The organism is Pseudomonas sp. ABFPK, assembly GCF_001586765.1.
Lineage (GTDB): Bacteria > Pseudomonadota > Gammaproteobacteria > Pseudomonadales > Pseudomonadaceae > Aquipseudomonas > Aquipseudomonas asiatica.
The window spans coordinates 224,345-245,083 of record NZ_LQXW01000045.1; the positions used below are offsets into that span (position 1 = coordinate 224,345).

General features: G+C 63.1%; 23 protein-coding genes. 10 read left to right on the forward strand and 13 right to left on the reverse strand.

The features are described 5' to 3' along the window. Nucleotides 1-10: 10 nt before the first annotated feature. From WM94_RS23035 to mcpP, 6 genes are all read right to left on the reverse strand, one after another. Nucleotides 11-1,462, reverse strand: a complete 1,452-nt coding sequence (locus tag WM94_RS23035; protein ID WP_061552171.1) for a hypothetical protein — start codon at nucleotides 1,460-1,462, stop codon at nucleotides 11-13. A 48-nt stretch (nucleotides 1,463-1,510) separates the two neighbouring features. Then, a complete protein-coding gene (locus WM94_RS23040; protein ID WP_061552172.1) occupies nucleotides 1,511-2,089 on the reverse strand; it encodes a hypothetical protein in 579 nt (192 codons plus the stop codon). 1 nt (nucleotide 2,090) lies between these two features. Next, nucleotides 2,091-2,525: a hypothetical protein gene (locus WM94_RS23045; protein ID WP_015270165.1), complete on the reverse strand. Its 435-nt coding sequence runs from the start codon at nucleotides 2,523-2,525 to the stop codon at nucleotides 2,091-2,093. Between the two features lie 298 nt (nucleotides 2,526-2,823). After that, the gene (locus WM94_RS23050; protein WP_061552173.1) at nucleotides 2,824-3,393 is read right to left on the reverse strand and encodes an AAA family ATPase; all 570 of its coding nucleotides are present in this window, start codon (nucleotides 3,391-3,393) and stop codon (nucleotides 2,824-2,826) included. Next, entirely contained in the window at nucleotides 3,390-3,956 is a 567-nt protein-coding gene (pnuC, locus tag WM94_RS23055; protein WP_061552174.1) for a nicotinamide riboside transporter PnuC, read from the reverse strand. The genes WM94_RS23050 and pnuC overlap by 4 nt, the downstream gene beginning before the upstream one ends. A 194-nt stretch (nucleotides 3,957-4,150) precedes the next feature. Then, on the reverse strand, nucleotides 4,151-5,785 hold the full coding sequence (gene mcpP, locus WM94_RS23060) for a methyl-accepting chemotaxis protein McpP (protein ID WP_061552175.1): 1,635 nt from the start codon (nucleotides 5,783-5,785) through the stop codon (nucleotides 4,151-4,153). Between the two features lie 299 nt (nucleotides 5,786-6,084). Between mcpP and WM94_RS23065 the strand changes: the two genes are divergently transcribed. Together WM94_RS23065 and WM94_RS23070 are read left to right on the forward strand one after the other, a co-directional pair. Then, nucleotides 6,085-6,915, forward strand: coding sequence for an undecaprenyl-diphosphate phosphatase (locus WM94_RS23065; RefSeq protein WP_003258998.1), 831 nt, complete (start codon nucleotides 6,085-6,087; stop codon nucleotides 6,913-6,915). After that, nucleotides 6,908-7,321 (forward strand): DUF1294 domain-containing protein, encoded by a 414-nt coding sequence (locus WM94_RS23070; RefSeq protein WP_023660800.1) that lies wholly within the window; start codon nucleotides 6,908-6,910, stop codon nucleotides 7,319-7,321. Before WM94_RS23065 ends, WM94_RS23070 begins: the two co-directional genes overlap by 8 nt. A gap of 121 nt (nucleotides 7,322-7,442) precedes the next feature. Here WM94_RS23070 and WM94_RS23075 read toward each other — a convergent pair whose 3' ends face one another. Further along, nucleotides 7,443-7,802, reverse strand: a complete 360-nt coding sequence (locus WM94_RS23075) for an MmcQ/YjbR family DNA-binding protein (protein WP_023660801.1) — start codon at nucleotides 7,800-7,802, stop codon at nucleotides 7,443-7,445. Continuing rightward, the gene (locus WM94_RS23080) at nucleotides 7,795-8,697 is read right to left on the reverse strand and encodes a LysR substrate-binding domain-containing protein (RefSeq protein WP_061552176.1); all 903 of its coding nucleotides are present in this window, start codon (nucleotides 8,695-8,697) and stop codon (nucleotides 7,795-7,797) included. The genes WM94_RS23075 and WM94_RS23080 overlap by 8 nt, the downstream gene beginning before the upstream one ends. Nucleotides 8,698-8,830: 133 nt before the next feature. Here WM94_RS23080 and WM94_RS23085 point away from each other — a divergent pair, with 133 nt between their 5' ends. Beyond that, nucleotides 8,831-9,442, forward strand: coding sequence for an FMN-dependent NADH-azoreductase (locus tag WM94_RS23085; protein ID WP_003258995.1), 612 nt, complete (start codon nucleotides 8,831-8,833; stop codon nucleotides 9,440-9,442). A gap of 154 nt (nucleotides 9,443-9,596) precedes the next feature. On the opposite strand, the gene WM94_RS23090 is transcribed toward WM94_RS23085, so the two are convergent. The 3 genes from WM94_RS23090 to WM94_RS23100 form a co-directional block, all read right to left on the reverse strand. Beyond that, nucleotides 9,597-10,799: an NAD(P)/FAD-dependent oxidoreductase gene (locus WM94_RS23090; RefSeq protein ID WP_061552177.1), complete on the reverse strand. Its 1,203-nt coding sequence runs from the start codon at nucleotides 10,797-10,799 to the stop codon at nucleotides 9,597-9,599. Between the two features lie 69 nt (nucleotides 10,800-10,868). After that, nucleotides 10,869-11,468 (reverse strand): helix-turn-helix domain-containing protein, encoded by a 600-nt coding sequence (locus WM94_RS23095; RefSeq protein WP_015270174.1) that lies wholly within the window; start codon nucleotides 11,466-11,468, stop codon nucleotides 10,869-10,871. A gap of 39 nt (nucleotides 11,469-11,507) precedes the next feature. After that, nucleotides 11,508-13,460, reverse strand: coding sequence for an FAD-dependent oxidoreductase (locus tag WM94_RS23100; RefSeq protein ID WP_061552178.1), 1,953 nt, complete (start codon nucleotides 13,458-13,460; stop codon nucleotides 11,508-11,510). A 176-nt stretch (nucleotides 13,461-13,636) separates the two neighbouring features. Between WM94_RS23100 and WM94_RS23105 the strand changes: the two genes are divergently transcribed. From WM94_RS23105 to WM94_RS23130, 6 genes are all read left to right on the forward strand, one after another. Next, a complete protein-coding gene (locus tag WM94_RS23105) occupies nucleotides 13,637-14,680 on the forward strand; it encodes an ABC transporter substrate-binding protein (protein WP_061552179.1) in 1,044 nt (347 codons plus the stop codon). A 23-nt stretch (nucleotides 14,681-14,703) separates the two neighbouring features. Next, the gene (locus WM94_RS23110; RefSeq protein ID WP_054573126.1) at nucleotides 14,704-15,459 is read left to right on the forward strand and encodes a class II aldolase/adducin family protein; all 756 of its coding nucleotides are present in this window, start codon (nucleotides 14,704-14,706) and stop codon (nucleotides 15,457-15,459) included. 146 nt (nucleotides 15,460-15,605) lie between these two features. Further along, nucleotides 15,606-16,490 carry an EamA family transporter gene (locus tag WM94_RS23115; RefSeq protein WP_023663280.1) on the forward strand — a complete coding sequence of 295 codons (885 nt, stop codon included), beginning with the start codon at nucleotides 15,606-15,608 and terminating at the stop codon, nucleotides 16,488-16,490. A gap of 189 nt (nucleotides 16,491-16,679) precedes the next feature. After that, nucleotides 16,680-17,000: a YbjQ family protein gene (locus tag WM94_RS23120; protein ID WP_003258990.1), complete on the forward strand. Its 321-nt coding sequence runs from the start codon at nucleotides 16,680-16,682 to the stop codon at nucleotides 16,998-17,000. 138 nt (nucleotides 17,001-17,138) lie between these two features. Continuing rightward, nucleotides 17,139-17,327, forward strand: a complete 189-nt coding sequence (locus WM94_RS23125) for a hypothetical protein (protein WP_003253897.1) — start codon at nucleotides 17,139-17,141, stop codon at nucleotides 17,325-17,327. 140 nt (nucleotides 17,328-17,467) lie between these two features. Further along, nucleotides 17,468-17,779 (forward strand): hypothetical protein, encoded by a 312-nt coding sequence (locus WM94_RS23130; RefSeq protein WP_023663278.1) that lies wholly within the window; start codon nucleotides 17,468-17,470, stop codon nucleotides 17,777-17,779. A 46-nt stretch (nucleotides 17,780-17,825) separates the two neighbouring features. Here WM94_RS23130 and WM94_RS23135 read toward each other — a convergent pair whose 3' ends face one another. Beyond that, a complete protein-coding gene (locus WM94_RS23135; RefSeq protein WP_003253895.1) occupies nucleotides 17,826-18,158 on the reverse strand; it encodes a hypothetical protein in 333 nt (110 codons plus the stop codon). 301 nt (nucleotides 18,159-18,459) lie between these two features. Next, nucleotides 18,460-19,602 carry a class C beta-lactamase gene (ampC, locus tag WM94_RS23140; protein ID WP_061552180.1) on the reverse strand — a complete coding sequence of 381 codons (1,143 nt, stop codon included), beginning with the start codon at nucleotides 19,600-19,602 and terminating at the stop codon, nucleotides 18,460-18,462. A 119-nt stretch (nucleotides 19,603-19,721) separates the two neighbouring features. On the opposite strand from ampC, the gene WM94_RS23145 reads away from it, so the two are divergent. Beyond that, a complete protein-coding gene (locus WM94_RS23145; protein WP_061552181.1) occupies nucleotides 19,722-20,714 on the forward strand; it encodes a bile acid:sodium symporter family protein in 993 nt (330 codons plus the stop codon). Nucleotides 20,715-20,739: the final 25 nt, after the last annotated feature.

Genomic DNA, 20,739 nt, shown 5'->3' on the forward strand with positions numbered 1-20,739 from the left:
AGCACAGCGATCAGAACGAGGTGTTGGAGATGGCCAGCGAGTTGCTCTGCTGGTTGCCCACACCGGCTGCCACGTTCACGCCCAGGTTGCCACTGCCGCCATTCACCGAACCACTAAGGGTTGCAGTGTTGGTAACAGGGTTTGCCCAGCCGGTCGGGGTCAGCACTTGGAAGGACACGGTATTGCTCAAGTCGTAGGCACTGCTTTCGCTGTAGCTCTTCGACACGTCGTTCGACGATTGAGACGATTTCTCGCCAGACTTTTCAAACGCCGATTCCGATGCATTGGCATAGGACGACTCGTGAGCCTTCTCATACGAGGAGTCGCGAGACTTCTCGTAGCTCGATTGGCGAGCCTTGTCATACGACGAGTCGAATGCCTTCTCGAACGACTTGTCGTAAGAGCTTTCCCGCGAGTGGTCGACATCCACATTGAGCGATGCATTGAGCGAGGCATCGAAGCTGTCGGTGCGAGTGCGCTCGTGACGGCCGAAATCGGTGGTCGTGGTTCGGGTCGCATCGGCTGCCGCGGCCAAGGAGGCGCTCAGGCTGGCACTGCTGGACGAACTGGAGTTGCCGGCCATCGAACCACTGGCGTTCCAGCTGTTGGAGCCGCTGGCAGTGGAACTGTGCGAGCCGCTGGCGTTCATGCTGCTCGAACCGCTGGAGTTCCAGCCACTGGAGCCACTGGAACTGGCACTTTGCGAGCCGGCCACGCTGAAGCTCGAGGACGAGCTGCGGTCGTCGGTCGAATTGAACGTGCCCTCACGCGAGCTGGAACCGCTCTTGGTGGTGGTGATGGTCAGCGTGTCCACCCGGTAGGTGCGGTCGGCGCCGTTGTTCACCGTCAGGCCTGGGCCGTTCTGGTCGGCAGAGGCGGTGGCGGTGGCATTGCCCAGCGGGGCACCGGTGTTGGCGATGGCCATGGTGTTTTTCTGCTGGTTCAGGTCGCCGCCAGCGATGTTGATGCCGACGTTACCCTCCGCACCATCGGCCGAGCCGGCCATGACTGCCGAGTTCTGGGTGGACCAGTTGTCGACACGGTTGTTGTTGCTGAACTGGCGAACGTCAGCGGTGGCCTCGGCGGTGCCGAACACGAAGCTGTTGTCCAGGCTGGACTCGGACGATGCATTGGCAATAGCCGCAGCATTGTCCTGCTGGTTGCCGTTACCGGCTGCCACGTTGACACCCACGTTGCCGCTTGCACCCGTGGCCGAGCTGCTCATTTCGGCTTCGTTGATGGTGCCTTGGTTGGTGATGGTATTACCCGTGCTGCGTTGGCTGTCCATGGCGTTGGCTGTGGCATACACAGGAATCCGGGTGGGAGGAGGGGTGTGATGCCCGTTATTGTGGTGACCATTGTGGTGCCCGCCACGCCGGTCGTTCTGATCAGCTTGTACAGCAACAGCCATGACCGCAGCAATTGCGAAAACCAGAGGCTTGATTGCCATCGAGGGTTTCATGGTGATTCTCCGTACTTTTAGGTTAAGTGTTGTTCTTAACTGGATGGGTCAATCCGCGACCCGGATGCTCAAGGTGTTGGCCATTCGGTTTCCCACCCCGGCACTCTGGTTCAACTGAATCACTCCACGGCTACCGGTGAATGCCTGGTCACTGGTGGTGACCTGGCGATGGCCAGTTGAAGTGTCAATCGGACCGGAGTTGTTGAGCAGCGCCACGTTCTGTTGCATGAGTACGCTGTCGTCGATGCTTTGCGGCTGGGCACCGAGGCTGATGCTCAGTGCGTTCGCTTGCTGGGTGTTGGCGCCGGCGCTCTGGTTGACACCCAGGGCGCCGCTACCGTTGCTGAAGGCGTCGCCCTGTATGGTCGAGCGCGCGTCCATCGCGGAAGTTGCGGGGGCGTTCAGCCGTTGGCGGATCTGCGTGGCGGCGCCAGCCTCGGGCCCTGCGGCGAAGGCGCGCGCGTTGGCCTGTTGCTGTTGGTCGCCGGCTGCCTGGTTGACCGACAGGTTGCCCTGGTAACGGCTGCCCGAGCTGTCGATGTCGGCGTTGTTGATCACGGGGACCGGGGATTGCGCGAAGGCCGATGTACTGCACAGCGTGACCAGGATCAGCAGCGTGTGCTTCATCTCACTTGCCTCCGGTCAGGATCTGCAGCGGCGCCAGGCCGCGCTGCACACTCGAGTTGACCATGTTCGAGATGCCATTTCCCGAGCCTGTACCGCGGCCACCGGCCAGGTTGGGCAGTTGGGACTGGTTATTGAGATTGCCGCCCAGGTTGTTGGTCTGCTGGGTAATCAGGGTGCTGATGCCCGCACCGCTGCTGATGTTGGCGAAGTCGCCATCACTCAGTTCGTTGGTTTGCTTGAGGATGTGAGCGGAAGGATTGGCATTGACGGTGGTGGGGTTGGGGTCGGGTCTTAACGGCGGGACCACAGCGTTGCGTGTCTGCACATCACGGGTTATCACGATGATGCCGTTGTCGGCCTGGGCCGTCAGGCTCAACGAACCCAGCACATAGCCCATCAGCAGCAGGTGATAAAGGCGTTTGTCAGTTTTCCTCACGACGGCAACTCCTTCAATGAGCGCTGGCCCTGTTCAGCGATGCGAACGAGGGAGCAGAAGGTGTGCCGCTTTTGAGAAGCGTTTTCAGATCAAAAGCTTAAGATGAGTACCATGCCAAGCTGCGGCGTATTCTGTCTCAGGGGTGAAACATGCAGCGGCGAGCGATGCAGGCAAAGCCAGTGTTGGCCTTGATTGGAAGGGTTTTTGCAGAAGTGTATCAGCAGCTTGACACTACCTTCGACGCAAGGAAAGACCCCATGTTTTCAGGGCCTTCGCCTAAAAGGGGTGTGTCGGTGAATTAACACTCGGCGGGGCAGGGTGGCGCATTGCTACCAATGAGCTTAGCTACTGTTTGAAGTGCCAGCAGCTGGCGTTGTGGCCAATTGCCCTCAATTATTTTGTACGCTTGCTCATGCCGTTGCAGCCAGTGCAGGCTGTCGTCGAAAAAGCGCTGGCGGTCGCGCAGTTCGGGCTGGCTGCGCTGGCCATCGGCAACCCAATCCACGCCTTGCGGGCTCAGCAGCAGGTGCAGGTGGTAATGCCGCGCCAGCAATGCCTGTTCCAGCCAGGCCGGGCAGTCGCCGAACAGGGCGTGGCTCCAGAGCATGTTACTGAGCAGGTGAGTGTCGAGAATCAGCAGCGACGGTGCCTGCTCACGGGCCTGGTCTTCCCAGGCCAGCTGACCACGAGCGATGGCAGGGATATCGGCATAGCAGGTGTCGCGGCGTTCCTGATCGATGAAGTGGCGCACGTATTCGGCCACCACCACGCCGCCGAAATGCGCCTGGATCACACCGCTGAGCCAGCTCTTGCCACTGGATTCCGGGCCGCACAGCACCAGTACTTTCATGGATTGTGCCGCGCTCATGGCTGCACCAACGCCGGGTCACGGCGCCATTCCAGCCAGCCGCGCACGGCGATCAGGGTGAGCACGGCGAAGAAACCGGCGGTGAAGTACAACTGCTGGTGCAGGTACTGGCCCACGTAGACGATATCTACCACTACCCACAGCGGCCAGCACTGCAGGCGCTTCTGCGCCATCCACAGTTGTGCCACCAGGCTGAAGCCGGTCAGGGTGGCGTCCAGCCAGGGCAGGGCGGCGTCGGTCCAGGTGGCCATCGCCGCGCCCAAGGTGGCGCTCAACAGCACCCCGCCGGCCAAACCGACGAGCCATGCCGGGCGCCGCAGGCGGGTGACCTGGCGGGCGTCTTCAGCATGGCCCGGGCGCTTCCATTGCCACCAGCCGTAGACCTGCAGGATGGCATAGGCCAGTTGCAGCAACATGCCGGAGTACAGCTTCACCTCGTAGAACAGCCAGCCATAGATCAGCACCATGACCAGACCAATGGGCCAGCACCAGACGTTCTGCTTGACCGTGAGCCAGACAGCGGTGACGCCGAGGACGGCGGCGATGAGTTCAAGGCCGGACATCGGCGATCCTTGGAGACTACGGGGAGGGGCGCGATTGTAGCGGGTCGGCCGGGGAAGGTGTAGGGCGTTGGGGCCTTTGGGGCTGCTTTGCAGCCCATCGCGACACAAGGCCGCTCCTACAGGGGGACGCGATCGTCTGTAGGAGCGGCCTTGTGTCGCGAAAGGGGCGCAAAGCGCCCCCGGCATTATCAACCTTATACCCGGAACTGCCGCAACAACTGCTCCAGCTCTTCGCTCAGCTGCCCCAGCGCCATCCCGGCATCACTGGATTGGCGCGCCGCATCGGCGGTCTGCTGGGACAACCCGGCAGTATCCAGCACGTTGCGGTTGATCTCTTCTACCACGTGCGACTGCTGCAAGGTGGCGCTGGCGATGGAGGCATTCAACGCCGTGAGGTTGTTCAGTGATTGGTTGATGGCATCCAGGCTGGCACCGGCCTCGCGGGCCTGCTCGACCGTCTGGCGCGAGGCCTCGCTGCTGGTGTCGATGGCTTTGACCGCAGCGTCCGACTGGCTTTGCAGGTGCTCGATCATGGTATGGATCTCGGCCGTCGACTGCGCCGTGCGCTGGGCCAGCAGGCGCACCTCGTCGGCGACCACGGCAAAGCCACGGCCCTGCTCGCCGGCCCGCGCCGCCTCGATGGCCGCGTTCAGCGCCAGCAGGTTGGTCTGTTCGGCGATGGAGCGGATCACATCCAGCACACCACCGATGCGCGTGCTGTGCCCGGCCAGTTCACGGATCACCTGCACGGCCTGGTCGATGGTCAGCGACAGCCGGTCGATCTGCGCCAGGCTGCCGTGAATGGCCTCCTGGCCGTGTGCCACCTGCTGTTGCGCGGTGCGCATTTCACCAGCGGCCTGCTCGGCGGTCTTGGCCACGTCTTGCACGGCGTAAGTCACTTCGTTGACCGCGGTCGCCACCTGGTCCATCTGCAGCGATTGCTGGGCGCTGTGCTGCTGCGCGGCACCGGCGTTGTCGCCGACATGCCCGGCGGACCGGGCCAGGGCATGGGCCGCGCCTTGCAACTGGCCGACCACGCCTTGCAGCTTGCCATTGAAGCGGTTGAAGTGCTCGCCCAGGTGGGTGATTTCGTCACGGCCGTGAGTGTCCAGGCGCCGGGTCAGGTCGCTTTCTCCACTGGCGATGTTGCCCATGGCCTGCACTGCTTCCTGCAACGGGCGGGCGATGCTGCGCGCAATCAGCATGACCACCAGCGCCATCAGCAGGGCGATGGCCACGCCCACCAGCGAGGCGTCGCGCAACTGGCGGGTGAATTCGGCCTGCACGTCATCGACGTACACGCCTGAGCCGATGATCCAGCCCCAGGGCTTGAACAGCTGGATGTAGGACGTCTTGGCCACCGGCTCGCTGGCACCGGGCTTGGGCCAGCGGTAGTTGACCGGCCCGGCGTCCTGCTGCCGAGCCAGGGCGACCATCTCGTTGAACACGGCAAAGCCGTCGGGGTCGCGGATGGCCGACAGGTCCTGGCCGTCGAGCTTGGGGTTGGCCGGATGCATGATCATCTTCGGCCCCAGGTCGTTGATCCAGAAGTAGTCGTTCTGGTCGTAGCGCAGCGCGCGTACCACTTGCAGCGCCTGTTGCTGGGCCGCTTCACGGCTGAGTGTGCCGGCTGCCTCCAGGCCTTGGTAATAGGCCAGCACACCGGCTGCGGTCTGTACCACGTGGCGGGTCTTTTCCGCTTTGGCCTGGTACAGGTCACCGTGGATCTGGCGCAGCATCAGCAGGCCCAATACCACCAGCATGGCCACCGCCACCAAAAGGATCAGCCACAGACGGCGGCTGATAGACATCGATCTCAGGGTTTTCATACCACAGCTCCCGCATTGTTCTTTTTATTCAGGCGCATCCAAGCATGCTTTGCGCGAGGCCCCCACACGACTAATGGCTAAGTGCTATCCATTCAATAGTCTGCAGCAGTTTGTACAAGGTGATTGCGAAGGCGCTCTGCTAGGATTTCGGCCGCGCAAGATGAAACCTTTAGGCGGCGTGAACTTTTCTACTGGCATTACGCCCAACAGTCGCTGTAAAACAGCCGGGCCGCGCGCGGCAATTTCAAGCAAATCAAGAACAAGGGGCCTGCAACGAGCAGTGCTCCATCGGGGGAACGATGGATTTTTGGACTGCCTTCCAGGCAATCATCTTAGGCGTGGTCGAAGGGCTGACGGAGTTTCTGCCAATCTCCAGTACCGGTCACCAGATCATCGTCGCCGACCTGATCGGGTTTGGTGGCGAACGGGCCATGGCTTTCAACATCATCATTCAGCTGGCGGCGATCCTGGCGGTGGTGTGGGAGTTTCGCGGCAAGATCTTCGACGTGGTCTTCGGCTTGACCAGCCAGCCCACGGCGCGGCGTTTCACCGGTAACCTGTTGCTGGCGTTCCTGCCGGCAGTGGTGCTGGGCGTGCTGTTCGCCGACCTGATCCACGAATATCTGTTCAACCCGATCACCGTGGCGGCTGCGTTGGTGGTGGGCGGGGTGATCATGCTCTGGGCCGAGCGTCGCGAGCACCGTGTGGAGGTGGACCACGTGGACGACATGCGCTGGAGCCACGCGCTGAAGATCGGCTTCATCCAGTGCCTGGCGATGATCCCGGGCACTTCGCGCTCCGGTTCGACCATCATCGGTGGCCTGCTGTTCGGCCTGTCGCGCAAGGCAGCGACCGAGTTCTCGTTCTTCCTGGCGATGCCGACCATGGTCGGTGCGGCAGTGTATTCGGGCTACAAGTACCGCGACCTGTTCCAGCCTGGTGACCTGCCGGTATTTGCCATTGGCTTCGTGACTTCGTTCATCTTTGCCATGATCGCCGTGCGTGGCCTGCTCAAGTTCATTGCCAACCACAGCTACGCGGCGTTCGCCTGGTATCGCATTGCCTTTGGCCTGCTGATTCTGGCGACCTGGCAGTTCGGCTGGGTTGACTGGGCGACGGCCCATGGCTGAGGTGGCACGGGGGCAAAGGGTGGAGGGCGTACGTAATGTGCGCCTGAAGCTGCTGCTGTTGGGCCTGCTGTGCCTGCTGCCCGCCCTGGGCGCGGCGCGCATGGCCTGGGTCGACCAGGCCTGGTGGCCGCTGGCGTTGTACCCGGCAATGAGCCTGATCAGCCTGCTGCTGTATTGGCAGGATAAACAGCAGGCGCGTACCCAGGCCTGGCGTACGCCCGAGAAGGTGCTGCATGCCAGTGAGCTGCTGGGCGGCTGGCCTGGGGCACTGCTGGCGCAGCAGCTGTATCGACACAAGACTCGCAAGGTTTCGTACCAGCTGGTGTTCTGGGGGATTGTGCTGGTGCACCAGGTGTTCTGGGCGGACTGGCTGTTTCTTGGCGGGCGGTATCTGCCCTTCAGTTGATATGTGACTGTGCCGGCCCTTTCGCGGGTAAACCCGCTCCTACAGGTACAGCACAAGACTTCAGACCAGTGGAGAACCCTGTGGGAGCGGGTTTACCCGCGAAAGGGTCAGCACAGGGAATTCACAATAGCAATCCCACCTGCAACCGCTTCGGCAACCGCCGCACCACCAGCTGGTGCGAGCGCTGCAACAGATCACACAGCTCCTCACGCCCCATGGGGTAGGGCGATGCCATGCTGATCCACCGCGCCCGTGCCAGATACGGCGCAGGCCGCACCCCCGGGCGGTCGCAGTAGCCAAGAAACAGTTCGTCGGCCACTTTGAACGACAACCCCGCACCCGCCAGGTCGAGCACCGCGAACATCTTGTTGCCCGCCACCGAGAACACCCGGATGCCGCCCCATTTGTAGTCTTCCCGCGCACCCGGCAGGCTCAGGCAGAACGTTGCCACCTGGGCTTCGCTCATGTTCCGCTCAGACATACTTTTCTCCACAGGCCTCGAACGACGCCGCCAGGTGGTCGATCCATACCCGTACCGCAGGCAGCAAGCCGCGCCGGTGCGGATACACCGCCTGCAGGTAGCCACCCGGCAGCGACCAGTCCGGCAGCAGGCGCACCAGTTCGCCGCGCGCCAGTTCTTCTTCACAGAACATGCTGGGCAGCGCGGTAAACCCGAGGCCTGCCCGTACAGCAGCATTACGTACTACGAAATCATCGATGGCAAGGCGCGGTTCCATGGCGATTTCCTGCTGTTTGCCGTGGGGGCCGAACAGGCGGAAGTGTACCAGCCGGTCCGCCTCGGCAGCGCCCAGCACCGGCAATGATGCCAGTTGGCCCGGTTCGCGGATGTGGTCGGCGAAACCGGGCGCTGCAACCAGTTGCATCTGCGCCTGGCGCAGGCGGCGGGTGACCAGGGCCGGGTCTTCATCGCCCAGGTCGCGTACCCGCAGGGCCACGTCGATACCTTCGGAAATCAGGTCGACCCGGCGGTTGAGCAGCACCATGTCCAGTTGCACCAGCGGGTACTGCGCAAGAAAGCGGCTGATCACATCCGGCAGAAAGGCGTGGGCCAATGCCACCGGGCACGACACCCGCAAGCGCCCGCGCGGTTCGCTGCTCATGCTGGCCACGGCCTCGTCGGCGGCTTCGGCTTCCAGCAGCATGGCCTGGCAGTGGTGCAGGTAGCGCTCGCCCACTGCGGTGAGCTTCAGTTGTCGTGTAGTGCGTTGCAGCAGGCGCGTGCCCAGGCGTTCTTCAAGCTCGGCGATACGCCGCGACAGGCGCGACTTGGGGATGCCCAGCTGGCGGCCGGCTGCGGCGAAACCGCCGGCTTCGACCACGCGGGCGAAGTAGAAAAGGTCGTTGAGGTCTTGCATGGGAATGTCTCACTGTTCCACCAGTAGGACAAACTAACGCATTTTTGCTGCCTTATCAGCCATTGTTGATGTCGGTAGGATTCTCCCCATCGTGATCGCCCAATGTCGCGGTCTTCATTCACAGGAGAATCCCATGAAACTGTTGCACATCGATTCGAGCATCCTGGGCGACAATTCCGCCTCCCGCCAACTGAGCCGTGAAGTGGTTGAAGCCTGGAAGGCCGCCGACCCGAGCGTGGAAGTGGTGTACCGCGACCTGGCCGCTGACGCCATCGCCCACTTCTCCGCGGCTACCCTGGTAGCGGCTGGCACCCCGGAAGACATGCGCGACGCAGCCCAGGCCTTCGAAGCCAAGCTGAGCGCGGAAACCCTGGAAGAGTTCCTGGCTGCCGATGCCGTGGTGATTGGTGCGCCGATGTACAACTTCACCGTGCCGACCCAGCTCAAGGCCTGGATCGACCGCGTTGCCGTCGCCGGCAAGACTTTCCGCTACACCGAAGCCGGCCCGGAAGGCCTGTGCGGCAACAAGAAGGTAGTGCTGGTGTCCACTGCCGGTGGCCTGCACGCTGGCCAGCCGACTGGCGCCGGGCATGAGGACTTCCTCAAGGTATTCCTGGGCTTCATCGGCATCACCGACCTGGAAATCGTCCGCGCCCATGGCCTGGCCTATGGCCCTGAGCACCGCAGCCAGGCGATCGATGCTGCCCAGGCGCAGATTGCCAACGAGCTGTTTGCTGCTGCCTGATCGAAGGTACGCGATCGAATGTAGGAGCGGCCTTGTGTCGCGATGGGCCGCGAAGCGGCCCCAGAATTCTCGGCATCAACGCTGAAATCCTGGGGCCGCTTTGCGGCCCATCGCGACACAAGGCCGCTCCTACAATGATCGCGTCGGCCTGGTGTCAGGCCACTGGAATAGCCGGGTCAGCCGCTGCCAGCGCCGCAGCACGTTCGGCCGCCGGTGGATAGATCCACACGGTATTGATCTGCGCCTTCAAAACCTTGGCTTCGGCCTTGTCCTCCGGTGGCGACACCGTGCGTTCCCACCCTTCGGTATACACCGCCCCCCAGGCCCCAAGGTCCAGGCAGGTCACGTACTTGGGCTGGCTGTAAGTCTTCGGTGCCACGCCAATCAGCTCGGCCGCCGCATTGTTGCCCGCATGACGCCCCAGCGGAATCGCATGCTGGCAGGACATCACCGCATGATTGCCAGCCTCGTCGCAGGCGGCGTAGGCCACATCTCCCGCCGCGTACACGGCATCATTGCCTTTCACCTTGAGATTGCCATCGACATGCAAGCGGCCCTGGCGGTCGCGCTCGCCACTGATCTGTTCGGTGAGCGGGTTGGCCTTGAAGCCCACGGTCCAGATCACCGTGCTGGCGTCGATGCGCTGGCCGTTGTCCAGCACCACGCCGGCAGGGTCGACCGAGGCTACCGTGGCACCACAGATCCACTCCACGCCCAGGGCCTCGGAGGCCTGTTCGATGGCGGGGCGGATGCCGTCACCCAGGGCCGCGCCAATCCTCGCCCCACGGTCGACCACCACCACGCGCAACGCCGCGTCCTCGCCGAGGATTTCGCGCAGGCGGGCCGGCAGTTCGGTGGCGGTCTCGATGCCGGTAAAACCACCACCGGCCACCACCACGGTATTGCGCGCCGGTGTGTCGGGCAGGTTGGCCAGTGACTTCAGGTGGGTTTCCAGGCGCGCGGCGCTGTCGAGCTTGTCGACATCGAACACATGCTCGATGCCGACCATGTCGGGCCGGTTGAGCACGCTGCCGCAGGCCATGATCAGGCGGTCGTAGGGCAGGGTGCATTGGGTTCCGCTGCGGGTGCGATAGCCCACACGGCGGGCCGCTTCATCTATATGAAAGGCCGTGCCCTGCACGAAGCGCACGTTGGCGGCATCGAACAGCTCCTGCAACGGCGCGGCCATGGTATGTACGTCGGGTTCGTAGAAGCGCGGGCGCACATGCAGCTCGGCCTGGGGTGCAAGCAAGGTGACCTCGACATCCTTGCGGCCATGGAGGTCAAGCTGGCGGGCGGCGCTGAGCGCGCTCCACAGGCCGGCAAAGCCCGCGCCTATGATCAGGATCTGCTTCATGGTTGTGCTCCTCTAAAGTTCGGTTAACAAGGTAGACCCTGTTGCTGGATATTGGGGAGCGAGCATGCTTCAGAATGTTGGCGGCGTGATCACCCAGATCACCACGGCATCGACTTCACCGGGGTTGCCGTAGCGGTGCGGTTCCTGGCTCGAGAAGCTGAAACTGTCCCCTTCACCCAGCTGGAAATGCCGCTCGCCCACCCACAGCTCGAAGCTGCCGCTGAGGATGTAGCCGGCCTCTTCACCGTCGTGGCTGTAACTCTGTTGGCTGTAGCTGCCCGGAGGGAAGCGCGAATGCAGGATTTCCAGCTGACGGTTGGGCTGGGGCGTGAGCAGTTGATCGACGATACCGTCTTCGTAATGCACGCTCAGGCGGCTGTTGCGTCGTACCACATAGCCCTGGTCTTCGGGCGCAGTGATGGCTTCGCTGGCGAAGAACCACTGGATGGTCACCCCCAGGCTGCGGGCGATGTTGAACAGCGCCGGAATCGATGGATAGGAGAGGTTGCGCTCCAGCTGGCTGATGTAGCCGGCGGTCAGCTCACTGTGCGCGGCCAGCTCCGCCAGGGTCATGCCACGGCGCTTGCGCAGGCCGCGAATGCGGCTGCCGAGAAACTGCGGCGCGGCGCCCCCGGCTTCGCTGGCGGGGGGCTGGGGGAGTTGGCTCATGCACGTCGGTCCATCGTAAAAGCCGCAGTATGTACAGCCTCAGAGCGCCCAGGCAACCGTCAGGCCATCGTGAATCGCTTCTTCGGCGGTACGCGGCGCCAGGCAGTCGCCAATGCGGCGCACCTCGACCAGGCCGGCCAGCTCCGTTGCCAGGCGGTCTTCCGGTTGATGGCCCTGGCACAGTACCAGGGTGTCGATGCCTTCGAAGATCATCGGCTCGCCGCTGGCGGTGTGCTGCAGGTACACCGTGTTGTCGTCGCAGCCATACAGGCGGGCATACGGTGTGATGGGAATACCCAGGCGATGCAGCTCGCCGGCCAGTTGGTCGCGCACGTACAGCGGCAGGCTTTCGCCGCAATGGGTGCCATTGACCGCCAGCTGCACATGGTGGCCGTCGCGTACCAGGCGTTCGGCGATGCCGGGGCCGATCCAGTCGCAGCGCCAGTCGATCACCAGTACCGAGCGGCCCGGATTTGCTTCACTGCGCAGTATTTGCCAGGCATCCACCACCTGTAGATCACCGGTGCGCTCGAAGGCCGGCCAGTAGGGGGTAGCACCGGTGGCGGCGATCACCAGGTCGGGGCGTTCCCGTTCGACCAGTGCGCGGTCGACCCGGGTGTTGCGCACCACTTCCACGCCCGCCAGGGCCATTTCCCGTTGCAAGTTGGTGCTGGCGCCACCGAACTCGCTGCGCCGTGGCAGCAACTGGGCCAGCAGCACCTGGCCACCGAGCTGCGGGCCAGCCTCGTACAGCGTGACCTGATGCCCGCGCGCAGCGGCCACGGCGGCGGCTTTCATGCCGGCGGGCCCGCCACCGGCCACGAGGATGCGCTTGGGGCGGGTGGTGGGTGGCAGCTGCTCGTACTGCAACTCGCGGCCAGTCTCCGGTCGCTGGATGCAGGAAATGGGCAGGCCGCGGTGGAAATGGCCGATGCAGGCCTGGTTGCAGGCGATACAGGCACGTACGTCCTCGACCTGGCCATGCTCGGTCTTGTTGGGCATCTGCGGGTCGCATATAAGCGCGCGGGTCATGCCGCAGACGTCGGCCTGGCCACGGGCCAGGATCAGTTCGGCTTCCTGGGGCTGGTTGATACGCCCGGTGACGAACAGCGGGATGCCCAGGTGTTGTTTGAAGGTGCCGGCCTCACGGGCCAGGTAGGCCGGTTGAATGGCCATCGGCGGCACGATATGCACGGCGCCGCCGAGGGACGCCGACGTCCCGGCAACGATGTGCAGGTAGTCGAGCTGGCCTTGCAAGGCAACCGCTGCGGCCAGCGATTCGTCCTCGCTCAGCCCCTGGCTGTCGCGCTCGTCGGCACTGATGCGCAGGCCGATGATGAACTGCTCGTCGGTAGCCGCGCGTACGGCGGCCAGTACTTCGCGCAGGAACCGCAGGCGCTGCTCCAGCTCACCGTTGTAGCCATCCGAGCGCTGGTTTACCCGCGGGTTGAGGAACTGCGCAGGCAGGTAGCCATGGCTGGCCACCACTTCAACGCCATCCAACCCGGCCTGGTGCAGGCGGCGGGCAGCGCTGGCATAGCCCTGGACGATCTCGTCGATCATCGCCTGGTCCAGCGCGCGCGGCATCACCCGGAAGCGTTCATTGGGTACCGCGGACGCCGAGTAGGCCACCGCCAGCAAGCCGTCCGCCGACTCCATGATCTCCCGCCCGGGGTGGAACAGTTGCGACAGCACCACGGTGCCATGCTCATGGCAGGCTTCGGCAAGCTGGCGGTAGCCGTCGATGCAGGCATCGTCGGTGGCCATCAGCACATGCGAGGTGTAGCGAGCGCTGTCATGCACCCCGGCCACCTGCAGCACGATCAGGCCGACGCCACCGGCGGCGCGGGCGCGCTGGTAGGCGATGAGCTTGTCGTTGACCAGGTTGTCGGTAGGCAGGCAGGTGTCGTGGCCGGTGGACATGATGCGGTTCTTCAAGCGTTTGCCGCGGATCTGCAAGGCTTCGAACAGATGAGGGAAGGCGTTCTGCATACAGGCGGCTCCGGTGCGATGTTGTTCTTGTTTTTTTATAAAAGTGTAGCACCAGTAAAAAATCAACTTGTTTTTTTACTGGTCGGCGACTAGGTTTTTCTCACCCTCGTGGCGAGGGCGTGACCTCACAACAACAAGAAAACGGGCCCCTCGGGCACCGGCAGGAGGCAACTACGATGCAGGTATTCCCACGTGTAAGCAGCCTTTGCGCAGCGTTGCTGGCCATGGGCCTGGGCAGTGCGCAAGCGGCACCGCAGATGGTCGTGGTCGGCTATGGTGGTGCCGGCCAGAAAGCCCAGGACGAGGCGATCTTCAAACCGTTCAGTGCCCAGGATGGCAGCAAGCTGATCCAGAGCGAGTACAACGGCGAGATGGCACGGATCCAGGTAATGGCCGACACCGGCAATGTCGACTGGGATGTGGTGCAGATCGAAGGGCCTGACCTGATGCGTGGCTGCGACGAGGGCGTCTACGAGCAGTTGGACTGGCAGCGCATGGGCCATGCGGATGAACTGATTGCCGATGCGGCACAGGCCTGCGGCTCGGCCGCGCTGGTATGGAGCGTGGCGATTGCCTATGACCGCAGCAAGCTGGCACAGCCGCCTGCGTCGTGGGCCGACTTCTGGGACGTGAACAAGTACCCAGGCAAGCGCGGCCTGCGCAAGCGTGCGGTGTACAACCTGGAGTTCGCCCTGATGGCAGATGGGGTGAAGGTCGAGGATGTGTACCAGGTACTGGCCACCCCGGCAGGGGTCGAGCGTGCCTTTGCCAAGCTCAGCGAGCTCAAGCCGTATATCCAGTGGTGGGACGCCGGCGCCCAACCTGCCCAGTGGCTGGCGGCGGGAGACGTGGTGATGACCTCGACCTATAGCGGGCGCATCGCCGTGGCGGCCCAGCAGGGCAGCCCGCTGGCGGTGGTCTGGCCTGGCAGCCTGTATGGCATGGATTACTGGGCGATCATCAAAGGCTCGCGGCATGTCGACCAGGCCAAGCGGCTGATTGCCTACGCCAACCAGCCGGACACCCAGGTGCGTTATGTGCAGCAGATTCCCTATGGGCCGACCAACACCCAGGCGGCGGCGAAGCTAGACCCGTCCCTGGCCAGCTGGGTGCCTACTTCGCCGCAGAACCTGCAGGGGGCGTTGGCGATGAATGTGGAATTCTGGGTCGACCATGGCGAAGAGCTGGAGCAGCGCTTCAATGCGTGGGCCAGCAAATAGCGTACTGCAAAGGTATAACGATGATGACCACAACGGAACAAAGCCTGCGCCAGGAGCTGGCCGCCTGTTATCGGCTGATCGCCCATTTCCGCATGAGCGACCTGATCTTCACCCATATTTCCCTGCGCCTGCCGGGGCCGGAGCACCACTTCCTGATCAATCCGTACGGCTTGCTGTTCGATGAGATCACGGCCTCCAGCCTGGTGAAGATCGACCTGCAGGGCCGGCCGGTTGAAGCGACGCCGCACCCGGTCAACCCGGCCGGTTTCGTCATCCACAGCGCCATCCATGCTGCCCGCGAGGATGCCCGTTGTGTGTTGCACACCCACACCCGGGCAGGTTGTGCGGTGGCGGCGCTGGAATGTGGGCTGCTACCGCTCAACCAGATGTCCATGGAGTTTTATGGCAAGGTGGCATACCACGCCTATGAAGGGATTGCGCTGGACATGGATGAGCAGCGAAGGCTGGTAGCCGACTTGGGCGACAAGCCAGTGATGATTCTGCGCAACCATGGCCTGCTGACTACCGGGCGCAGCGTGGCCGAAGCGTTCCTGCGCATGTACTACCTGGAGAAGGCGTGCGAGATCCAGTTGGCGGCACAGAGTGCCGGGCAGGTGATTTTACCGCCAGCCGAAGTGTGCGCGCATACCGAGCGGCAGTTCAATGAGCCTGGACGAGGGTTGAAACAGGGCGAACTGGCGGATCCGGATGCGTTGCAGCTGGCATGGGCGGCATTATTGCGGATGCTGGAAAAGGTCGCACCTGGATACCGGAGCTGACGCGCTCCACCAATCACCTCGGCAACCCTTGCACGATAACAGTCACTGTTGCGCACCTCTGGGCCGCAACTGTGCTGGTCCCTGTCAAAGGAATAGCCTTATGCTGTAACGAAATATGTCTAGAAAGTTTGAAGAAGGATGTCGCAATGCCACTCAAGGATCTGCTCATCGCCCTGGTGGTGATTGTCGCCTGGGGAGTCAACTTCGTGGTCATCAAGGTTGGCCTCGATGGCTTGCCGCCGATGTTGCTGGGGGCATTGCGCTTCTTGCTGGTGGCGTTCCCGGCGATCTTGCTGGTCAAGCGGCCGAAGTTGCCCTGGCGCTGGCTGATCGCCTACGGCGCGACCATTTCGTTGGGCCAGTTCGCTTTCCTGTTCCAAGCCATGTACAGCGGCATGCCGCCAGGGCTGGCCTCGCTGATCCTGCAATCGCAGGCGTTCTTCACCCTCGGCTTCGCCGCGTTGTTCCTTGGCGAGCGGCTGCGCCTGGCCAGCGTACTGGGGCTGCTGGTGGCCGCCAGCGGCCTGGCCCTTATCGGCAGCGAAGACGGCGGCCATGTGCCGATGTTGGCGCTGGTACTGACCCTGTGTGCCGGCGCGATGTGGGGCATGGGCAACATCATCACCCGGCGCTTTGGCTCGGTTGACCTGGTGGCGCTGGTTATCTGGGGCGGGCTGATCCCGCCACTGCCGTTCCTTGCGTTGTCCTGGTGGCTGGAGGGGCCGGAGCGCATCGGCCACGCCATTGCCAATATCAGCTGGAGTTCGGTATTGGCCCTGGCTTACCTGGCGTTTGTCGCCACCATGCTCGGCTACAGCCTGTGGAGCAAGCTGCTCTCGCGCCATCCGGCCGGCAAGGTTGCGCCGTTCTCGCTGCTGGTGCCTGTGATTGGCCTGAGTTCGTCGGCGTTGTTGCTGGGCGAGCGTCTGACCGCGACCCAGGGCTGGGGCGCATTGCTGGTGATGGCCGGGTTGCTGGTGAACGTGTTCGGCGCAAGGCTTGGGCGCCGGTTAAGGGCTGTCAGCGCGTAGCTGACTCTGTGGGAGCGGCCTTGCGTCGCGAAAGGGCTGCGAAGCGGCCCCAGGTTCCTGCATGCTGCTGAGATTCTGGGGCCGCGTTGCGGCCCTTTCGCGACGCAAGGCCGCTCCCACAAATGCGCGTTGCAAACAGGGTGCTCTGTTAGAATCGGCCTCTTTTGCCAGGCCAATGGAGTGCACCCCATGATCATTTCCACCACCAGCCAGCTCGAAGGCCGCCCGATTGCCGAATACCTGGGTGTGGTCAGCTCCGAATCGGTGCAGGGCATCAATTTCGTGCGCGATTTCTTTGCACGTTTTCGCGACTTCTTCGGCGGGCGTTCGCAAACCCTGGAAAGCGCACTGCGCGAAGCCCGGGAGCAGGCCACCGAAGAACTGAAGGCGCGGGCACGCCAGTTGCAAGCCGATGCGGTAGTGGGAGTGGATTTCGAGATCAGCATGCCGTCGGTACAGGGCGGCATGGTCGTGGTATTTGCTACTGGTACAGCGGTGCGCCTGAAGTAGAGCGTCTGCCGCTGGTCGGGTCCAAGGCTTCGGTCTGGGCGGTCCGCAAATGACCAGCTAGTCTCACTTTCACAGGTCGCGTTTGGTAGAGCAACTGTTCTGGTTGCCGACGCGTCCGCCACTGGAGGGAGACAGGGCATGAGCGAATCCTTTTTCGAAGACCTGAACGACGCGTTCCCGATCAACAGCCAGGTGCGTTGCGGCCAAGCGGCATTTCGCCTGGGCTTCGCCCACATGACGCTGGATGATTCCGAACAGCTCCAGCCTGCACATCTGCAGCGCAGCAAAAAAGGTCGCTTCATGCCGCGGGTTCCGCTCAAGAAGTGATCCCGCTCCAGCACAACCCCGCCGAATGGCGGGGTTTTTATTGCCATTTCTTGATCCGCCTCATGGCATTGCCGGGTTGCGCTCGCAGGATGGCCAAGGCTGTGGTTTTCTTGCGCGGCATTCCAGCAACGGAGGATTGAATGCTCATGCGAGTCAGGGAAGAGACCTATTGGCAATGGGCCGACGCACAGCTGCACAGCCGCTGCCACGACGAAGCACTCAGTGACGGCACCACGCTCGACGTGCAGGTGCGCCTGTCGCGCCTGGGGGCGACCCAACTGTTTTTGGGGTTGTACGCCGGTGATGGGCGAGCGTTGCTGGAGGAGTATTACCCCGCACGCCCAGGCGAGACCATGACTCGCGCCCTGGTGTGGGGTGTAGACCGCGCCCGGGCGATGGCAACCGGCGCCTTGCCGCTGCCGGAACCCCGCAGCCAGCGGCGCCAGGCATGAAAAAGCCCGGCCTGTGAGGGCCGGGCTCAGGTAAAGGTGGGAACCCTCAGTTGAGCGGTTCGATTACCTTGACTGCCTGCTGCTCACGGGCAGCGGGCCATTCTTGTTGCAGGGTCTGCAGAACGCGGCCGACGAACTCGGTGTCGGCGGCGGCCTTCTTGCCGACGTAGCCTTGGCCACGGCGGTAGACCTTGAAGCGGGCACGCATGCTGGGCAGGTGCTCTTCGAATTCATCTTCGACGGTGTTCGGTGGCAGGCGGTCGAGGCGCACTTCACCGGTCTGGCTTACCCACAGCAGATGGTCGTCAAGGCTGTCCTTGCGTACGGCGAACAGCTGGGCCAATTGGTCGATAGTCGGATTGTTGTTCAAGTTCATCATAAAGCCCCCATTACCCATTCGTAGGTGATTTTTCACAGTTGGCGCTACCACGGTGTAGCGCACTACCAAGGCTGCTACAGCAGCATCGCAACAGGGGCTTTCTCACGCTGCCTTTTGGACAGTTTCCCTCTCCACGGACGGCCTGCGTTACCGCGCAGGCCGTCTGGAACACCCTTGCCACCGCTCCCGATCAGGGAGACGGCTTCATCATGCCCAAGGGCGATGAACGGCGTCAACCATTTTGTAGTGAATATTTTTTCTCACTACATTGTGTCGTTTTGTTCGACAATCGCTGCCCGCACTACAGCCCGGAGAGAATGTCGAAGGCTGCGCGCACCCGGGCTTCGTTCGGGTAGTTTCGGTTGGCCAGCAACACCACGGCCAGTTGTTCGGCGGGCACGAACGCGGCGTAGGCGCCGAAGCCATTGGTCGAGCCGGTCTTGTTGTACCAGGCTGCCGACAGCGGCGGCACGGCTGGTTGCAAGCGTGTGGTTGCCTGCGGTTCACGGATTAGCTGCGGGCCGTTGCCATCGATCAGTGCGGCCAGCGTGACCGGGTAGGGGTAACGCTCCCAGCCCAGGCCCTGGGTCATGGCGCCGACCTGGAAGTAGCCCCGCTGGGTGATGGCCGTGGCTTTTGCCAGCGCCGGTGGCAGCCCCTCTGGCTGCATGTGCAGGCGCACATAGCGCAGCAGGTCGCTGGCGCTGGTCTTGATGCCGTAGGCTTCGTCGGCGTAAGGGCCGGGGCCGACACGCACCGGCTTGTCGGCACTGTCGTAGCCCTGGGCATACAACCCCTGGGCGCTGGCCGGGACCTGCAGATAGGTGTTTTCCAGGCCCATCTGTTTCAGCAGGCCCTCGCTCATCAGCGTGGAAAACGGCTGATGCTGCGCTCGGGCGGCCAGGTCACCGAACAAGCCCAGGCTGGGGTTCGAGTAGCAGCGCTGGGTGCCGGGTTTGGCGCGGGGTTGCCAGTGACGGAAGAAATCGACCACCTGCGGCGGCGTCTGCACCGCATCCGGGAACTGCAACGGCAGGCAGTCGGCACTATAGGCGCCCAGTTCCAGCACGCTTGCGTCGCCGATGGGGGAGCCGGCGAGGGCAGGGTGATAGCGCTTGGCCGGGGCATCGAGGTCCAGTTTGCCTTCGGCACTGGCCAGTGCGGCCAAAGTGGCGGTGTAGGTCTTGCTCAGCGAGCCGATCTCGAACAGCGTGTCGCGGCTGACCGGCACATTGTCTGCCTTGCTGGCCACGCCATAGCTGAAGTAGTGCGCGTGGTTGCGAGCATAGATAGCCACGGCCATGCCGGTGATGCCTTGCTCCTGCATCAGCGGGCGGATGATCTGGTCGACCTTGGCCTGCAACTGGTCGTCGGCCTGGGCGGCACTGTGGCCCAGGGTGAGAGTGATGGCGGCTGCAAGTGCAGCCAGGCGGGAGAGGGGCATGAGCGGGTCCTGTGCTGGAGCGTGTCCGTTGAGCGACACCGGTGGGGGTTCCGGCGTTAGCGGCGAAAAACCGAAGACCTTATCGTCTGCCCTTGCACAATGACAAGACGGAAACTGTGATGAAGTATTTGCGCATGTTATTCGACAATTTCACCCTGGCCTTGCTCGGGGTGGTGCTGATTGCCACCGTGCTGCCTTGCTCGGGCGACGGCGCGGTGTATTTTGGTTGGCTGACCAACCTGGCCATCGGCCTGCTGTTCTTCCTGCACGGCGCCAAGCTGTCGCGCGAGGCGATCATTGCCGGAGCGGGGCACTGGCGCCTGCACTTGCTGGTGTTCTCCTGCACCTTCGTGCTGTTCCCGCTGCTGGGCCTGGCGTTCAAGCCACTGTTCGTGCCGCTGGTGGGCAACGAACTTTACCTGGGCGTGCTCTACCTGTGTGCCTTGCCGGCTACCGTGCAGTCGGCCATCGCCTTCACTTCGCTGGCGCGTGGTAACGTTCCGGCGGCCATTTGCAGTGCGGCGGCATCCAGCCTGCTGGGTATCTTCCTCACGCCGTTGCTGGTAATGATGTTGCTGGGGGCCAGCGGTGATAGTGGTTCTGGTCTGGATGCGGTGCTGAAGATCACCCTGCAGCTGCTGGTGCCGTTCGTGGCCGGGCAGGTCGCCCGGCGCTGGATCGGTGCCTGGGTCAAGCGCAATGCGCGCTGGCTCAAGGTGGTGGACCAGGGTTCGATCCTGCTGGTGGTCTACACCGCGTTCAGCGAGGCGGTGGTCACCGGGCTGTGGCACACGGTATCGCCGCAGCACCTGGCCGGGTTGTTTGCCGTGTGCGGGTTTTTGCTGGCAGTGGTGCTGTACGGTACACGGCTGCTCGGCAAGTTGCTGGGCTTTGACCTGGAGGACCGCATTACCATCCTGTTCGCCGGTTCGAAGAAGAGCCTGGCTACCGGGGTGCCGATGGCGCAGGTGCTGTTCGTCGGCAGTGGCATTGGCGCGATGATCCTGCCGCTGATGCTGTTCCACCAGATTCAGCTGATGGTCTGTGCAGTGCTGGCGCAACGTTATGCCAGCCGTGAGCAGGTGGCTGAAGAAGCTTCGGCGGCGTCCTGACACCTGGTTTGGCCACTGATGCGGT

Coding starts and splice junctions, on each gene's coding strand:
- WM94_RS23120 (WP_003258990.1), top strand. CDS start 16,680: ATGATCATTTCCACCACCAGCCAGCTCGAAGGCCGCCCGATTGCCGAA.
- WM94_RS23065 (WP_003258998.1), top strand. CDS start 6,085: ATGGATTTTTGGACTGCCTTCCAGGCAATCATCTTAGGCGTGGTCGAA.
- WM94_RS23095 (WP_015270174.1), bottom strand. CDS start 11,468: ATGAGCCAACTCCCCCAGCCCCCCGCCAGCGAAGCCGGGGGCGCCGCG.
- WM94_RS23050 (WP_061552173.1), bottom strand. CDS start 3,393: ATGAGCGCGGCACAATCCATGAAAGTACTGGTGCTGTGCGGCCCGGAA.
- WM94_RS23145 (WP_061552181.1), top strand. CDS start 19,722: ATGAAGTATTTGCGCATGTTATTCGACAATTTCACCCTGGCCTTGCTC.
- pnuC (WP_061552174.1), bottom strand. CDS start 3,956: ATGTCCGGCCTTGAACTCATCGCCGCCGTCCTCGGCGTCACCGCTGTC.
- WM94_RS23080 (WP_061552176.1), bottom strand. CDS start 8,697: ATGCAAGACCTCAACGACCTTTTCTACTTCGCCCGCGTGGTCGAAGCC.
- WM94_RS23035 (WP_061552171.1), bottom strand. CDS start 1,462: ATGAAACCCTCGATGGCAATCAAGCCTCTGGTTTTCGCAATTGCTGCG.
- WM94_RS23070 (WP_023660800.1), top strand. CDS start 6,908: ATGGCTGAGGTGGCACGGGGGCAAAGGGTGGAGGGCGTACGTAATGTG.
- WM94_RS23125 (WP_003253897.1), top strand. CDS start 17,139: ATGAGCGAATCCTTTTTCGAAGACCTGAACGACGCGTTCCCGATCAAC.
- WM94_RS23135 (WP_003253895.1), bottom strand. CDS start 18,158: ATGATGAACTTGAACAACAATCCGACTATCGACCAATTGGCCCAGCTG.
- mcpP (WP_061552175.1), bottom strand. CDS start 5,785: ATGAAAACCCTGAGATCGATGTCTATCAGCCGCCGTCTGTGGCTGATC.
- WM94_RS23110 (WP_054573126.1), top strand. CDS start 14,704: ATGACCACAACGGAACAAAGCCTGCGCCAGGAGCTGGCCGCCTGTTAT.
- WM94_RS23105 (WP_061552179.1), top strand. CDS start 13,637: ATGCAGGTATTCCCACGTGTAAGCAGCCTTTGCGCAGCGTTGCTGGCC.
- ampC (WP_061552180.1), bottom strand. CDS start 19,602: ATGCCCCTCTCCCGCCTGGCTGCACTTGCAGCCGCCATCACTCTCACC.
- WM94_RS23090 (WP_061552177.1), bottom strand. CDS start 10,799: ATGAAGCAGATCCTGATCATAGGCGCGGGCTTTGCCGGCCTGTGGAGC.
- WM94_RS23100 (WP_061552178.1), bottom strand. CDS start 13,460: ATGCAGAACGCCTTCCCTCATCTGTTCGAAGCCTTGCAGATCCGCGGC.
- WM94_RS23075 (WP_023660801.1), bottom strand. CDS start 7,802: ATGTCTGAGCGGAACATGAGCGAAGCCCAGGTGGCAACGTTCTGCCTG.
- WM94_RS23040 (WP_061552172.1), bottom strand. CDS start 2,089: ATGAAGCACACGCTGCTGATCCTGGTCACGCTGTGCAGTACATCGGCC.
- WM94_RS23085 (WP_003258995.1), top strand. CDS start 8,831: ATGAAACTGTTGCACATCGATTCGAGCATCCTGGGCGACAATTCCGCC.
- WM94_RS23130 (WP_023663278.1), top strand. CDS start 17,468: ATGCTCATGCGAGTCAGGGAAGAGACCTATTGGCAATGGGCCGACGCA.
- WM94_RS23115 (WP_023663280.1), top strand. CDS start 15,606: ATGCCACTCAAGGATCTGCTCATCGCCCTGGTGGTGATTGTCGCCTGG.